We start from the raw sequence: 15161 nt of genomic DNA, 5'->3' as shown, positions 1-15161 counted from the left end.
GAGCGGCCCGGCTCCGCCCAGTCAAACCCGTGCAACGTTGCGAGGAGGTTGCATGGGGCGGGCGGGGGCCGGGTCCGTCAGTATCAGTACGTTCCCCGGGCGGGCTGCATGGTGCGGTCGGAGGGTACGACACGGGCCACCTCGGACGCGATCTCCACGACGCGCGGGGCGAGTTCACGGATCCGGCTGTCCGGCAGCCGTACCGACGGCACCTGGACCACCACGGCGGCGTGCGCGTAGCCACGGGAGTCCAGCACCGGGGCGCCGACACAGCGCACGCCCTCCACGTTCTCCTCGTTGTCGATGCTGTAACCGCGCTCCCTGGTGAGTTCCAGTTCCTCGGCGAACCGCTCCGGAGTCCGGATGGTGTGCGGGGTGACGGCGCGCAGTTCGGCGGGGAGCGATCCGAGGTACTCGGCGGCGTTCTCGGCGAAACTCATCAGTGCCTTGCCCGACGCCGTGGAGTACAGGGGGAAGTGGGCGCCTGGGTGCTGCTCGAAGCGGAGCGGCAGCGGTGAGGGGACGCGCATCACGACGACAGACTCCTCGCCGTCCCGCACCGCGAGGTTCACCGACTCGTTGGTCTCCGCGTTGAGTTGCCGGAGCAGCGGAAGGGCCCGGTCGGTGCCCAGGGCGCGTTGGGCGGCCTGGCCCAGCAGGATGGCCGTACTGCCCAGGTAGTAACCGTCCGTCGCGGGATTGCGGCTGAGGAACCCCTCGGCCGCCAGGGCCCCCACCACCCGGTGGGCGGTGCCCGGGGTCAGCCCGAGGCGCTGGATGATCTCGGTGACCTGGACATCGCCCTCCGCCTCGATGAGCAGCCGCAGGACCGCCATCGCCCGGTCGATGGCCTGGGTGCCCGCGCGCGCGTCGGTCGTCTTGGCCGAGCGTTCGGCCGGGTCCCGTCGTCCGGGAGGAGTGCCGGCAGCCACCTGGTGTCGGTCCTTTCGGCTCTGACCACGATTTCCGATCAGCCTACCGGTGCCGCAGGCGTGGCGTTGCGGGTGTCCCGTCGGTGCTGGTGGGCGTGGTGGAGGGGCGGACGGAGCGGGAGCCGGGCCGGAGTTTTTTCCTGTCATGGGCATTGACCGGCCGTGTGGGGACGTCCTAGCGTGACGGCACTCCACAATGTGGATGCGCTTCCAAAAATTTTCCCAGGCCCCGGATCCACCGGCGGACAGCGGCCCCCGCACCCCGCCGGAACGTCCCCATACGCCAGGAGACCCCATGCCCAGTTTCGAGAATCCCACCGAGTCCGTCTTCACCTGGGCCGCGCCCCCGCTGAAGTTCGGACCCGGTGCCATCGCCGAGATCGGCGAGGACCTGCAGGCACTCGGCGTGACCAACGTCCTGATCATCACCGACCCCGGTGTCGCCGCGACCGGTGTCCCCGACCGGGTCGCCCACGCGGTGAAGGCCGCGGGACTCGATGCCCAGATCTTCGACGGCGTCGCCGTCGAACCGACCGATGTGAGCATCGGGGAAGCCGTCGACTTCGCCAGGTCGGGGTCGTGGGACGGCTACGTCGCGGTCGGTGGCGGCTCCTCCATGGACACCGCCAAGGCGGTCAACCTGCTCACCACCCAGCCGGGCACGCTCATGGACTACATCGCCGCGCCGATCGGCGGCGGCAAGGTCCCCGAGCTGCCGGTCAAACCCCTGATCGCGGTGCCCACCACCTCGGGCACCGGCTCCGAGGCCACCACCATCTGCGTCGTCGACCTCCTCGACCTGCGTCTCAAAGCGGGCATCAGCCATCCCCGGCTGCGCCCGGCGCTCGCCGTCGTCGACCCGCTGACCAGCATGACCGTCCCCGCCGCCGTGACGGCGGCCAGCGGCATGGACGTCCTCACCCACGCAGCCGAGAGCTACACCGCGCTCTCCTTCGACGCCCGGCCCGCCTTCCCCAGCGCCAAGGCCCGCGCGGCGTTCTGCGGCGCCAACCCGATCAGCGACGTCTGGTGCGAGAAGGCCATGGAGCTGGTGGGCACGCATCTGCGCCGGGCCGTGATGAACGGGAACGACCTCTCCGCCCGCTACGGCATGGCCTACGCATCGGCCGTCACCGGCATGGGCTTCGGCAACGCGGGCACCCACATCCCGCACGCCAACGCCTACCCCATCGCCGGTGCCGTCGAGAACTACCGCGCCGACGGCTACCCGGAGATGCCGATGGTGCCGCACGGCCAGGCCGTCGCCTCCACCGCCATGGCCGCCTTCCGCTTCACCTATCCGTCGAATCCGCAGCGCCATCTGCGCGCCGCCGAACTGATCGGCGGGCGGCCCGTCGACCCGGACGAGGGCGCCGAAGCCCTGCCGCGCGTGCTGCGCGAACTCCTCCGTGACATCGGCATGCCCAACGGCATCAGCGCCTTCGGCTACTCGGAGGCCCAGCTCGGCGAGCTCGTCTCGGGCACGATGAAGCAGTCCCGTCAACTGAGCGTGGTTCCGCGCCCGTTGACCAACGAGGCCGCGGAGCAGATCTTCCGCGAGTCCCTCCGCAACTGGTGAACGGCGCGCGGCCGGGACCGCGCCCAGCCTCCGCCCACCCCGGGCGGAGACGGGCGGGTCCCGGTCGCGGCCCCGGTGCCTCTGGCACACCGCCCCCTGCGCCCACGACCCGGAGGCATCCCCCATGCCCGCACCAGCGCAGACGCCGATCAGCAAGGTCGCCCTCGCCGGCGCCATCGGCACGACGATCGAGTGGTACGACTTCTTCCTGTACGGAACGGCCGCCGGCATCGTCTTCGACAAACTCTTCTTCCCCAGGTTCGACAGTCTCGTCGGCACACTCCTGGCCTTCGCGACCTTCGCCATCGGCTTCGTCGCACGCCCCCTCGGCGGAGTGGTCTTCGGCCACTTCGGCGACCGGGTGGGCCGCAAGACCGCCCTCGTCGTCACCATGTTCATCATGGGCGCGGGCACCTTCCTCATCGGCCTGCTCCCCACCTACGACAGCATCGGCGTCTGGGCCCCCGTCCTGCTGATCCTGCTCCGTATCGTCCAGGGCGTCGGGGTCGGAGGTGAGTGGGGCGGCGCGGTCCTGATGTCCGTCGAACACGCCCCCGAGGGCCGTAAGGGCTACTACGGGAGCTGGCCGCAGATCGGTGTCCCCGCCGGCCTCATGCTCGGGACCGGGGTGTACGCCCTGCTCTCCAGCTCCCTGTCCAGCGCACAGTTCCTCGACTGGGGCTGGCGCATCGCCTTCCTGCTCAGCGGCGCGCTCGTCATCATCGGGCTCTACATCCGGCTCCAGGTCTACGAGACGCCCGCCTTCAAGGCCGTCCAGGAGAAGGAGGACCGGGCCCGTATCCCGATCGTGGAGCTGCTGCGCACCTCGAAGCTCAACCTGCTGCTCGGCATGGGCACCCGGATGGCCGAGGGGATCGCCTTCAACACCTGGGGCGTCTTCGCCATCGCGTACACCACCACCGAACTCGATGTGTCGAGGACCCACGCACTGATCGGCGTGATGGTCGGCGCCGCCGTCTGCATCCCCATGATCCCGTTGTGGGGCGCGATCTCCGACCGGTACGGAAGACTGCGGATCTTCGGGCTCGGAACCGTGCTCTTCGGCCTCTCCGCCTTCCCGGCGTTCGCCCTCTTCGACAGCGGGTCCGCACTGGTCATCGGAGGCACGCTGGTCGTGACACTCGGTCTGTTCTACGGAGCGATGTACGGCCCGCAGGCGGCGCTGTACGCCGAACTCTTCCCGGCCAACGTCCGCTACAGCGGCGTCTCCTGCGTCTACCAGGTCTCCGGGATCTTCGCGAGCGGCCTCACCCCGATGATCCTCACCAGCCTGCTCGCGACCGGCGGCGGCCGCCCCTGGCTCATGTCCGTCTACATCGTGGCGATGTCCGTGCTCAGCCTGGTCTCCGTCGTCCTCATCGCCGTACTGCGCCGCAGGATCGGCGCGCGGACACCGCAGCCGGTTCCGGTGCTGCAGAGCTGAACCCCGAGGTACGGGGGAGGGGCGGGCAGGACGCACCGTCCGCCGTCCTCCACGGCGCCGCCGCGTTCCGGCAGGCCGTTCCGCCACCCGGCCGGACGGTCGTCCCGCCGGCCCCTCGGCCCCGTACATCTGCCCGTCGCGCCCCGCCCCCGATCCCCGCGGGGCGCCCCTGACCCACCGTGAGGTAGCGCTGTGCACACGTCCCGTACCCGAACCGCGGCGGAGATCACCGACGCACTCCGCCGCGCCGGTGTGGCCGAGGCCGACGACTCCCCGCTGGCCCGGTCGCTCTACGCGTCGGACGCCTCCCTGTACCGGGTGCCGCCCCGCGTGGTCGTACTCCCGCACGACATGGACGAGATCGCCGCGGTCCTCGCGGTCTGCCGGGAGGAGCGGATCCCGCTGACCATGCGGGGCGCGGGCACCTCCATCGCGGGGAACGCCGTGGGACCCGGCGTGGTCATCGACACCTCCCGGCATCTGAACCGGGTGCTGGAGATCGACCCGGACGCCAGGACCGCGCTGGTCGAACCAGGGGTGATCCAGTCCGCTCTGCAGCGGGCCGCCGCACCGCACGGTCTGCGCTTCGGCCCCGACCCCTCCACCCACAACCGGGCGACGCTCGGCGGCATGATCGGCAACAACGCCTGTGGCTCCCGGGCCCTCGGATACGGGCGTACCAGCGACAACGTCCTCGGCCTCGACGTCCTGGCGGGCACGGGGGAGCGGCTGCGGCTCGGCGCGGTACCGCACCCCACGGCCGAATCGCCCCTGCTCGACGGCCTGCGGGCCACGGTGGGCAGCGAACTCGAAGTCATCCGGACCGAGTTGGGCCGATTCCCCCGGCAGGTCTCCGGCTACAGCCTGGAACACCTCCTCCCGGAACGCGGCTTCGACATACCGCGGGCCCTCGTCGGCAGCGAGGGCACCCTGGCGCTGACCCTCGCGGCCCGGGTCCGGCTCGTACGGGACGAACCGGAGCGCATCCTGATCGCGCTCGGCTATCCCACGATGGCCGAAGCGGCGGACGCCGTCCCCGCGATCCTGCCGTACGCGCCGGTGGCCTGCGAAGGGCTCGACGCACGGATCGTCCGCGTGGTCGTCGACCGCAAGGGAGCCGCATCGGTACCCGAACTCCCCCGGGGAGAAGGGTGGCTGCTGGTCGAGCTGGCCGGTGAGAGCTCCGCCGCCCTGGTCGCCGAGGCGGGCCGGCTGATCGCGGACGCCGGGGCGCTGGACTCCCGTACCGTGACCGACCCCGCGCACGCCGCCGCGCTGTGGCGCATCCGCGAGGACGGCGCCGGGCTCGCCGCCCGTACCCCTGCGGGCGACCCGGCCCATGCCGGATGGGAGGACGCGGCCGTCCCGCCCGGGCAACTGGGCAACTACCTCAGGGAGTTCGAGTCCCTGATGGCCGAGCACCGGCTGACCGGGCTGCCCTACGGGCACTTCGGCGACGGGTGCGTCCATATCCGTATCGACTTCCCGCTCGGTGCCGCCGACGGGACACGCGTCCTGCGGGACTTCCTCTTCCAGGCCGGTGAACTGGTCGCCAGGCACGGCGGATCCATGTCCGGCGAGCACGGCGACGGGCGGGCGCGCGGAGAGCTGCTGCCGCTGATGTACTCCCCGAAGGCCATCGGCCTGTTCGAACGGGTCAAGGGCGTCTTCGACCCCGACGACCTGCTCAACCCCGGCGTCATCGTACGGCCCGACCCGGTGGACCACGCCGTGCGCGCCGCCGGCGCACGGCCGCTGCGCCGTAAGGAGCTCCCCACCCTCGGCCTCGCCCACCGGCACGACCGTGGCGATCTCTCGATGGCCGTCCACCGCTGTACCGGGGTGGGCAAGTGCCGCGCCGACACCACCGCGTCCGGCGGGGTGATGTGCCCCAGCTATCTGGCCACCCGGGAGGAGAAGGACTCCACCCGCGGCCGGGCCAGGGTGCTGCAGGACGTCGTCTCCGGCCGGCTCGGACCGGACGGCTGGCGCTCCCCGGCCCTGCACGAAGCGCTCGACCTCTGCCTGTCCTGCAAGGGCTGCTCGTCGGACTGCCCGACCGGGGTGGACATGGCCGCCTACAAGGCGGAGGCGCTGCACCAGAAGTACCGCCGCAGGCCGCGCCCCCGCAGCCACTACGCCCTCGGCTGGCTTCCCCGCTGGGCGCGTCTGGTACGGAAGCTGCCCGGCCTCACCCCGCTGGCCAACATGGTGATGCGCTCACGGGCCCTGCACCCGCTCCTGGTCCGCGCCGCCGGGGTCGATCCACGGCGCCAACTGCCGGTGTTCGCCCCCGAGACGTTCCGCGGCTGGTTCGCCCGGCGTCCCTCGGCGCCGGCCGCCCGCAGCGCACGCCACGGCGATGTGGTCCTCTTCGTCGACACCTTCACCGATGCCTTCTCTCCCGGCACGGGGGCCGCGGCCGTCGCGGTCCTGGAGGACGCCGGATACCGTGTCACCGTCACCGGACAGCCTGTCTGCTGTGGTCTGACCTGGATCTCCACCGGCCAACTGGACGGCGCCCGAAGGCAGATACGGGCCACGGTACGGGCGCTCGCGCCGCACGTCAGGGCCGGAGCACTGGTGGTCGGCCTCGAACCCTCCTGCACCGCTGTGCTCCGTTCCGACGCGGCCGAACTCCTCGGAGGAGACGGTGCGGACGGGGACGAGGAGGGCGACGCGGACGCGAAGGCCGCGGCCGAGGTCGCCGCGGCCACCCGTACGCTGGCCGAACTGCTCGGCAGCACCCCCGGCTGGACCCCGCCCGACCTGTCCGGCACCACCGTGGTCGCCCAGCCGCACTGCCACCACCACGCCGTGCTGGGCTGGGAGGCCGACGCCGAACTGCTGCGTACGGCCGGTGCCACGGTCGAACGGCTCGGCGGCTGCTGTGGACTCGCGGGCAACTTCGGTGTCGAACAGGGCCACCACGACGTCTCCGTCGCGGTGGCCGGGCAGCAGCTGCTGCCCGCGGTCGGCCGGGCAGCCCCGGACGCCACGATCCTCGCCGACGGCTTCAGCTGCCGTACCCAGCTCGACAGCCTCACCGACCGCTCGGGTGACCACCTCGCCCAGCTCCTGGCGCGGCACCTGCGGTGACCACCCCGTCCGGCTTTCCGGGCAGTGCGGCGACGGGGGTGAGCGGCTGACCCGGGCGCAGCCGGCTCAGGCCGAAGGTGAGCGCGCAGTTCAGCAGGACGGCTATCAGGCCCGCGTTGATGCCCGCGAGGCCCGGGTCGGTCGCGTACAGGACGATGGAGGCGGCGACCCCGCCCACGATCCCCGCCGATACGGCCCAGGCCCGCACCCGGCGGAAGAACATCAACGCGATCCAGCCCGGCACCAGTTGGCCGAGCAGGTAGTACGTCAGATTCAGCACGGTCAGCATCAGCGTCGAAGCCGTCAGTGTGAGGACCGCCGCGGCGACCAGGAAAACCGCCACCGCGGCCGTCGTCCACCGGCGCTGGGCCTCGGGCCGTACGCGCGGCGCCAGATTCCTGGAGACGATGCCGCCGATGGACAGGGCGGTCACGGACAGGACCAGGATGCCCGAGAGGCCGGCGCCCGCCGCGACCACACCCACCAGCCAGCCGGGCAGCCGGTCCTGCACGACGGCCATGAAGACCGTGTTGGGGTCGTCGACCTTGGTGCCAGTGGCGAAGGCGAAGTACGCGGTGGCGACGAGGAAGGGGTACACGAGCATGTAGAGCGGCATCCACACGACCGATGACTTGATCGCCCGCTCCGACCTGGCGGTGAAGATGTACGTCGCCGAGAAGCCCAGATAGAAGGTGATGCTCTGGAAGACGATGGTGGTGAGCGCGAACACCATCGGAGAGCCGCCCATGGTGACCTGCGCGTGCGGCACCCGGCCGGAAGCGAAGATCCGCGAGGTGCCCCCGGCGGCCACGGTCACGATGACCCCGGCCACCACGATCCCGACGATCATCAGGACATCCTTGAGGATCGACACGAAGGCGGGGGAGCGCACCCCCGACACCGCGAGATACAGGAAGGAGACGGCCCCGGCCAGCACGACGGCCTGCACCGGGCTGAGGGGCAGTCCGAGCGCGCCGAGCACCACCTGCATCCCGATGAACTGGTACTGGCCCCACGGCACGAGCGCCACGAGCAGGGCGCCCGCCGTGACCAGCTCCAGGCTCCGGCTGCGGAAGTGCCGCCCGAACACGTCCGGGACGGTCATCGCGTCGTACCGCACGCCCGCACGCCAGATCAGCGGCGCGAGAAAGTAGCCCAGGGGATAGGCGAGCAGGATGTAGCCGAGGAACCAGACCCCGTAGCTCGCCCCGCCCGCGTAGATGCCGGCCGGAAAACCGATCATGGTGCCGATGCTGTAGACCTCACCGACCGCCAGGAAGTACAGCAGCCAGGGCGCGAAGGACCGGCCGCCGACCAGGTACTCACCGATGGACACCCTCCGCATTCCGCGCCGGGCGCTGAACGCGACCAGTACGGACAGCGCCAGGACCCCGAAGAAGACCGCCGCGATCATGTCCCGCTCACCTCCCGGTGTGCGGCGGGCGGCGGATCCTCCGGGTACCGGGGCCGGTCGATCCGCCAGGCGATCCACAGGCAGAAGCTGGTGAGGGGGAAGCAGAGGAACATCCAGAAGAACAGCAGCGGGATGCCGAGCACGTACACGGAGGTGTCGGCGAGCAGCGGCATCACCACCAGGACGGCGACGGCGGGCAGCCCGAGCCCGACCGCCAGGCTCCAGCGGTTCCCCTTCACCGCGTCTCCCCGTCCGACGGCGGGCGGCCGGCTTCGAGATCGGTGTCGCCGCGCCAGACCACCTCACCGCCGATGACGGTGGCGTCCACCCGGAGCGAGTTGATGCGGGCCGGATCGACCACCGCCGGGTCGGCCGAGAGCACCGCGATGTCGGCGAGTTTTCCCGGTTCCAGGCTGCCCTTGCTCCGTTCCTCGAAGCCGAGGTGGGCTGCCTGGCTGGTGTAGCCGCGCAGCGCGGTGTCCACGTCCACGCGCTGTTCGGGCCCGAGCTCCTCGCCGTCGCGCGTCATCCGGCGCACCGCGCACCAGATGCCTTCGAGCGGCGGCACCGGCACCACCGGTGTGTCGGAGTGCAGGCCGAACAGGACGCCGTGCGCCCGTGCCGAGGCCAGCGGGCTGATGCGCCGGGCCCGCCGCGGACCGAGGAAGCGGTCGCGGTGCCGGTCGCCCCAGTAGTACACGTGCTTGATGAAGAACGAGGCGAGCACCCCGGCCGCGGCCATCGTGTCCAGCTGCTCCTCGCTCACCATCTGGCAGTGCTCGATCCGGTGCCGCCTGTCGGCTTCCCCGGGGCCGAGGCCGAGCTTCGCGTACGCGTTGAGGATTGCCTGGATCGCGGCGTCCCCGTTGCCGTGCACGGCGACCTGCCAGCCGGCCTCGTGCAGGGTCGCGACGCGGCGGCTCAGATCGTCCTGCGGATGGATCAGCAGGCCGTTCTGGTCCGGCGCGCAGGCGTACCCCTCCGAGACACATCCGGTCAGTCCCTGCAGGGATCCGTCCGCGAACAGCTTGACCCCGGCCACCCGGAACAGATCGTCGCCGAGCCCCGCGATGCCCGCCTCGACCGGGCTGAGCGCGCCCTCGCCGAGACCGGGGAACAGGTCCTGTACGAGATAGGCCCGGATCCGGTTGCGCAACCGCCCCGATGCGTGCGCGACCCGGTAGGCGTCCAGCTCACCGGCCCCGCCCACCAGCCCGAGCCCGGTGTCGTGGACGGTGGTGACCCCGGCGGCCAGATAGGCGTCCCCGGCCAGCCCGAGCGCCCCCGCGAGATCCGCCGAGCCGGGCTTGGGCATGGCCGCGTAGGCGGCGAACGCGGCGGTCTCGGCGAGGACCCCGGTCGGCTCGCCGCCCTCGTCACGGCCGATCGCCCCGCCGACCGGGTCCGGGGACCCGCGGTCGATCCCCAGCAGCCGCAGCGCCGCAGAGTTCAGCACGCAGAAGTGACCGGAAATGTGCTGGAGGCAGACCGGATGGTGCGGGGACACCGGGTCCAGATCGTCGCGGGTGGGGTGCCGGTCGTCCGCGAGCAGGGTGTCGTCGTACCGGTAGCCGCGGATCCAACTGCCGCGCTCCGCACCGGCCACGGCCTGCTCGACCCGGTCCACGATGTCGCGGACGGCTGTGTTGGGCGGGCTCCCGGCGTCCACGTCGGCCGCCAGGGTGAGCCCGAAGAACGTCGGATGGTTGTGCGTCTCGATGAACCCCGGCACGGCGCAGCGGCCCCGCAGATCGAGCACCCGGGTCCGCGGGCCGACGAGGCCGAGCACCGCGGCGTCGGAGTCCACTGCCAGCACCCGCCCGTCACGGGCGGCCAGGGCGGTCCGGGTCGTACCACCCCGGTCCATGGTGCGCACCGTGCCGCCCAGCATCACGAGGTCGGCGGCTGCGAGGGGATCAGCGGTACGGGGGACGTCGGACATCGAACGATCACCACCTGAAGCAGGTCAACACCTGCGTAGCGGCAGCCGGCGGAGGGGGCCCGGCTGCGCGGAGCGGGCTGAGAAGGTCAACGGCGCCGGGCCCGGACGCCGCTGAATTCTCGCCATGCTCCCCGCTCAGCGGTGATCGCGGCAGGACCAGTTCGCGGTCACTTCCGGGAGTCCAGCACCGGGCTCGGCGCCGGTTCCGGGCCGGTCACGACGGGCTCGTCGGCCGTACGCGGCTGCCGCCGGGTGCGGTACGCCCGGATCCCGTACGCGCCCAGCACCACCGCGAGGGTCAGCACACTGGCGGCGAAGTCGGAGCGGGTGGAGGGCAGGACCGCCATCGCGACGATCACGGCGGCCATCGCGGCGATCGTGAACCAGCTCAGATACGGGAAGCACCACATCTTCAGCGTGAGCGACCCCGGGTCCTCGCGCTCCAGCCTGCGTCGCAGCCGCACCTGGGAGAGGGCGACCAGAAGGTAGACGAAGAGGGCGACCGCGCCGTAGGAGTGGACGATGAAGGAGAACACGGCGCCGGGCGAGACATACGCGATGATCACCGACACATAACCGAGCACCGTCGCGAGCAGGATCGCGCGCCGGGGTACGCCCCGCTTGCTGAGCTTGGTCAGGCCGTGCGGCGCGTCGTTGTTCTTGGTCAGTGCGAACACGATCCGCGATGCGCTGTAGAGACCGGCGTTGAGCGAGGAGAGCACCGCGACCAGGATCAGCACCCGCATGAGGTTGCCCGCGCCGGAGATCCCGATGTGCTGGAGCGTCGCCACATACGGGCCCTGGGCCACCGAGGGATCGTTCCACGGCACGATCGCGATGACGAGGAAGATCGAGCCCACATAGAACAGCAGCACCCGCAGCACCACGGAGCGGGTCGCCCTGGCCACGCTCTGCTGCGGGTCCTTGGACTCGGCGGCGGCCAGCGCGGCGATCTCGGCGCCGGTGAAGAAGCCCACCGCGGGAATCACGGCGGTGAGGACGGCGCCGACGCCGTGTGGTGCGAATCCGTGGTGCTGGGTGAGGTTGCCGACGTCGGCATGGGCGCCGGGCCACAGGCCGAGGACGAAGACCAGGCCGACGACGAGAAAGACGGTGATGGCGGCGACCTTGATCGAGGAGAACCAGTACTCGAACTCACCGAACGAGCGCACCGAGAACATATTGACCCCGGTGAGCAGCACCATCAGACAGAGGCTGACGACCCACAGCGGGATTCCGGGCAGCCAGGCATGGATCTGGCTGGCGCCCGCCACCGCTTCGAGAGCGACCACGTTGACCCAGAAGTACCAGTAGAGCCAGCCGATGGTGAAGCCGCCCCAATTGCCCAGGGCGAGCCGGGCGTACGCGTAGAAAGAGCCGACCGCGGGGCGGGCCACCGCCATTTCCCCCAGCATCCGCATGACGAGGATGACGAGCCCGCCGGCCAGCAGGAACGAGATGATCGCGGCAGGTCCGGTCTCGTCGATCACCACCCCGCTGCCGACGAAGAGCCCCGCCCCGATCACCCCGCCCAGGGCGATCAGTGTCATATGCCGCTGTTTGAGTGCGCTCCGGAGCCCGGCCCCTCCGGTCTCTTCGCGTCCGGTCTCGCCGGACCCGTTGTTCTCTGCCACGGGGACCCCTTACTTCGGAAAGTGCGTGGAGCTGCCGTCAGGAAATCAGCAGTGCCCGGCATGCTGGCCGAAAAGTAAATGCATGAGGAAGATCCAGAACGGGCCGCCGACCGGGTACCAGGGCCTGAATTCCGGCTCCCGCGCCCCTCTCACCGCCATCGCCTTACGTATTCCACCCGCGGCGCGGAGGGTGGAATTCCGGCCACGGGACAGGGAAAGCGTATACGGGCGCACACCTAGTGCCGCAGCACTAAGGGCTGTCCCGCAATCCCTGGCGGGCGCACGACGACAGCTACGGCGCCTCGCCGCGTTGTCGGAACGCCCGAATACATCCAGTATGCGGACGCCCCTCCGCCTTGCGATGCACCGCATCTGACGCCGCGCGCTGATCCACCAGGGATTACGGGACAGCCCTTAGGCAGCCGGTGCGGGGAGGGGACCCGTCCCCTCCCCGCACCGGCGTGCGGCCGCGCCCGGTCAGCCGGTGACGCTCTTCTCGACGTCCTCGATCATCACGTCGACCGCGTCGAGCAGCTCGTCCACGACCGCCCGGTCGGCCACCAGCGGCGGCGAGATCATCAGCATCGTCGCGCCCCGGTCGTCCGGGCGCAGGATGACCCCGGTCTTCCTGAACGCCTGCGGGAGGACCTCGCGCAGCACCTTCTGCGCCTGCTCCGGGGTCAGCTCACGCCCCGTGCCGCGGTCGGCGGTCAGCTCCACCGCGTAGAAGAAGCCCATGCCCCGCACGTCCTTGACGACAGGGTGACGCCGCTTGATCTCGTCGAGCCCGGCGCGCAGTCCGGGTCCGAGCGTGGTGACGTTGTCGAGGACCTTCTCGTCCCGCATCGCGGAGATGTTGGCGACCGCGACCGCCGTGGACACCGGGTGGCCGCCCCAGGTAGCCCCATGGGTGAACGTACCGCCGCCAGGAGCCTCGTAGAGGCCGCGGACCAGCGGCTCACGGGCGATCATCCCGCCGAGCGGTGCGTAACCGGATGTGGAGCCCTTGGCGAAGGTGATCATGTCCGGCACCACCCCGAAGTAGCCGCTGCCGAACCAGTGGCCCAGCCGCCCGAAGGAGCAGATGACCTCGTCGGCGACGAGCAGCACCCCGTACCGGTCGCAGATCCTGCGCAGTTCGCGCCAGTAGCCGTCCGGCGGGACCAGGGCGCCCCGGCCGTTCTGCACCGGTTCGGCGAAGACGGCCGCGACCGTCTCGGGGCCCTCCTCAAGGATGGCGGCCTCGATCGCGCGCACGCACTCCAGCTCGTCGGCCGGACCGCAGTCGCCGGTGTGGCCAAGGGTGTTGGGCACATGCCGGACGCCGGGCAGCAGCGGCAGGAACGGATCGCGGATCTTGGGAAGCCCCGTGACGGACAGGGCGCCGAGGGTGACACCGTGGTACGACATATCGCGGCTGATGATCTTCGTACGCTCGGTGTGGCCCTGACTGCGGTGGTACTGCCGGGCGAACTTGATCGCCGTCTCCACCGCCTCCGAACCGGAGTTGACGAACCAGGTGACGTCCAGATCGCCCGGGGCCAGCTCCGCGATCAGACTGGCGGCTTCCACGGCCGGCGGGTGGGCCGCGCCCCAGTTGGTCGAGTAGGCCAGCGTCTCCATCTGCCGGGTGGCCGCCGCGACGATGTCCCCCCGGCTGTGCCCCATGTTCACGCAGAACAGGCCGGCGAGGCCGTCGAGAAAGCGCCGGCCCTGCTCGTCGTACAGATAGCATCCCTCGCCGCGGACGAAGACCGGCAGCTCGTCGCTCTGCCAGACGTCCTGGCGGGTGAAGTGCTGGCCGAGATGGCGCTGCGCCCTGGCGCGGAAGGCGGACTCGGTGGTCACGATGGGGCTCCCCTCTGGCCCGGCGGCTGCCGGGCGGATGGTGTGCGGTGGTGTGGGCCGGGTGTGCGGGTGACCGCCGGTGCGGGCGGTGCCTGCGGATGGCGCTACTTTCGAAACACGCCCTAGACGAGCGCCTGGGCGGCGTCGACGTACTTGAGGCCGTGCGCCTCGGCGACCGGGCGGTAAGTGACCTGGCCGCCCACGATGTTGATGCCGCGTCCGATGGCGGCGTCCGAATCGGCGGCCGCGGCCAGCCCGTTCCTCGCGATGTTCAGGATGTACGGAAGAGTGACGTTGGTCAGCGCGTAGGTGGAGGTGTTCGGCACCGCGCCGGGCATGTTCGCGACGCAGTAGAAGACCGAGTCGTGCACGCGGTAGACCGGGTCGGCGTGGGTGGTCGCACGCGAGTCCTCGAAGCAGCCGCCCTGGTCGATGGCGATGTCGACGAGGACCGAGCCGGGCTTCATACGCGAGACGAGCTCGTTGGAGACCAGCCGCGGCGCCCTGGCACCCGGCACCAGCACCGCGCCGATGACGAGATCGGCCTCCAGCACCGCGGCCTCGACCTCGTACGCGTTGGAGGCGACGGTGGTGATCCGGCCCCCGTACATCCGGTCCGCGGCCCGCAGCTTGTCGATGTTCTTGTCGAGCAGCACCACATCGGCCCACATACCGGTGGCCACCGCCACCGCGTTCATCCCCGACACCCCGGCGCCGATCACGACGACCTTGGCGGGCCTCGTCCCCGAGACACCCCCCATGAGCACACCGCGACCGCCCGCGGCCCGGGTGAGGTGGTGGGCGCCGGCCTGCGGCGCCAGCCGTCCGGCCACCTCGGACATCGGGAAGAGCAGCGGCAGCGAGCCGTCGACCGCCTGGACCGTCTCGTACGCGACCCCGGTGATCCCGGACTCCAGCATCGCGTCGGTGCACTCCCGCGATGCCGCCAGATGCAGATAGGTGAAGAGCGTCTGGTCGGCGCGCATGCGGTGGTACTCCTCCGCCACGGGCTCCTTCACCTTCAGTACCAGCCCCGACTCCGCCCAGACGTCGTCGGCGGCAGGCACGATCGTGGCACCGGCCCGGACGTAGTCGGCGTCCGTGATCGAGGAGCCGGCACCGGCGTCCTTCTCGATCCGCACGGTGTGGCCGGCCCTGACCAGCTCATGGACGCCGGGGGGAGTGATGGCCACCCGGTACTCGTGGTTCTTGACCTCGCGCGGAATCCCGATCTTCACGACGATTTCCCCTCGGTGGTGCGGGGCGCCG

The 15161-nt window shown here is 71.0% G+C and carries 10 protein-coding genes; 3 read left to right on the top strand and 7 right to left on the bottom strand.

All coding sequences use genetic code 11. The features are described 5' to 3' along the window. Positions 1-83: 83 nt before the first annotated feature. Positions 84-932 (bottom strand): IclR family transcriptional regulator, encoded by an 849-nt coding sequence (locus tag ACWGKJ_RS11560; RefSeq protein WP_385026143.1) that lies wholly within the window; start codon positions 930-932, stop codon positions 84-86. 295 nt (positions 933-1227) lie between these two features. On the opposite strand from ACWGKJ_RS11560, the gene ACWGKJ_RS11555 reads away from it, so the two are divergent. The 3 genes from ACWGKJ_RS11555 to ACWGKJ_RS11545 all read left to right on the top strand — a co-directional run bounded on the left by ACWGKJ_RS11555 (position 1228) and on the right by ACWGKJ_RS11545 (position 7054). Next, the gene (locus ACWGKJ_RS11555) at positions 1228-2511 is read left to right on the top strand and encodes a hydroxyacid-oxoacid transhydrogenase (RefSeq protein WP_385026146.1); all 1284 of its coding nucleotides are present in this window, start codon (positions 1228-1230) and stop codon (positions 2509-2511) included. A 124-nt stretch (positions 2512-2635) separates the two neighbouring features. Further along, positions 2636-3955 (top strand): MFS transporter, encoded by a 1320-nt coding sequence (locus ACWGKJ_RS11550; RefSeq protein WP_385026149.1) that lies wholly within the window; start codon positions 2636-2638, stop codon positions 3953-3955. Positions 3956-4147: 192 nt separating this feature from the next. Next, on the top strand, positions 4148-7054 hold the full coding sequence (locus ACWGKJ_RS11545; protein ID WP_453315716.1) for an FAD-binding and (Fe-S)-binding domain-containing protein: 2907 nt from the start codon (positions 4148-4150) through the stop codon (positions 7052-7054). Here the strand turns inward: ACWGKJ_RS11545 and ACWGKJ_RS11540 are convergent. From ACWGKJ_RS11540 to ald, 6 genes are all read right to left on the bottom strand, one after another. Then, positions 6999-8468, bottom strand: a complete 1470-nt coding sequence (locus tag ACWGKJ_RS11540) for a sodium:solute symporter family protein (protein ID WP_385026155.1) — start codon at positions 8466-8468, stop codon at positions 6999-7001. The genes ACWGKJ_RS11545 and ACWGKJ_RS11540 overlap by 56 nt on opposite strands. After that, the gene (locus tag ACWGKJ_RS11535) at positions 8465-8707 is read right to left on the bottom strand and encodes a DUF3311 domain-containing protein (RefSeq protein ID WP_385026158.1); all 243 of its coding nucleotides are present in this window, start codon (positions 8705-8707) and stop codon (positions 8465-8467) included. The genes ACWGKJ_RS11540 and ACWGKJ_RS11535 overlap by 4 nt, the downstream gene beginning before the upstream one ends. Continuing rightward, positions 8704-10410 (bottom strand): amidohydrolase, encoded by a 1707-nt coding sequence (locus tag ACWGKJ_RS11530; protein ID WP_385026161.1) that lies wholly within the window; start codon positions 10408-10410, stop codon positions 8704-8706. The genes ACWGKJ_RS11535 and ACWGKJ_RS11530 overlap by 4 nt, the downstream gene beginning before the upstream one ends. A gap of 167 nt (positions 10411-10577) precedes the next feature. Further along, on the bottom strand, positions 10578-12044 hold the full coding sequence (locus tag ACWGKJ_RS11525) for an amino acid permease (protein WP_385026164.1): 1467 nt from the start codon (positions 12042-12044) through the stop codon (positions 10578-10580). A gap of 477 nt (positions 12045-12521) precedes the next feature. Continuing rightward, on the bottom strand, positions 12522-13892 hold the full coding sequence (locus tag ACWGKJ_RS11520; RefSeq protein WP_453315715.1) for an aspartate aminotransferase family protein: 1371 nt from the start codon (positions 13890-13892) through the stop codon (positions 12522-12524). 122 nt (positions 13893-14014) lie between these two features. Beyond that, the gene (ald, locus tag ACWGKJ_RS11515; RefSeq protein WP_385025438.1) at positions 14015-15130 is read right to left on the bottom strand and encodes an alanine dehydrogenase; all 1116 of its coding nucleotides are present in this window, start codon (positions 15128-15130) and stop codon (positions 14015-14017) included. Positions 15131-15161 lie beyond the last annotated feature (31 nt).

This window comes from Streptomyces sp. NPDC054757 (genome assembly GCF_053612185.1).
This window is presented reverse-complemented; position numbering and strand designations above follow the sequence as displayed.

Bases quoted from the DNA above. Each gene is read 5' to 3' on its own strand.
- ACWGKJ_RS11530 (WP_385026161.1), bottom strand. From the start codon at position 10,410: ATGTCCGACGTCCCCCGTACCGCTGATCCCCTCGCAGCCGCCGACCTC.
- ACWGKJ_RS11540 (WP_385026155.1), bottom strand. From the start codon at position 8,468: ATGATCGCGGCGGTCTTCTTCGGGGTCCTGGCGCTGTCCGTACTGGTC.
- ACWGKJ_RS11555 (WP_385026146.1), top strand. From the start codon at position 1,228: ATGCCCAGTTTCGAGAATCCCACCGAGTCCGTCTTCACCTGGGCCGCG.
- ACWGKJ_RS11550 (WP_385026149.1), top strand. From the start codon at position 2,636: ATGCCCGCACCAGCGCAGACGCCGATCAGCAAGGTCGCCCTCGCCGGC.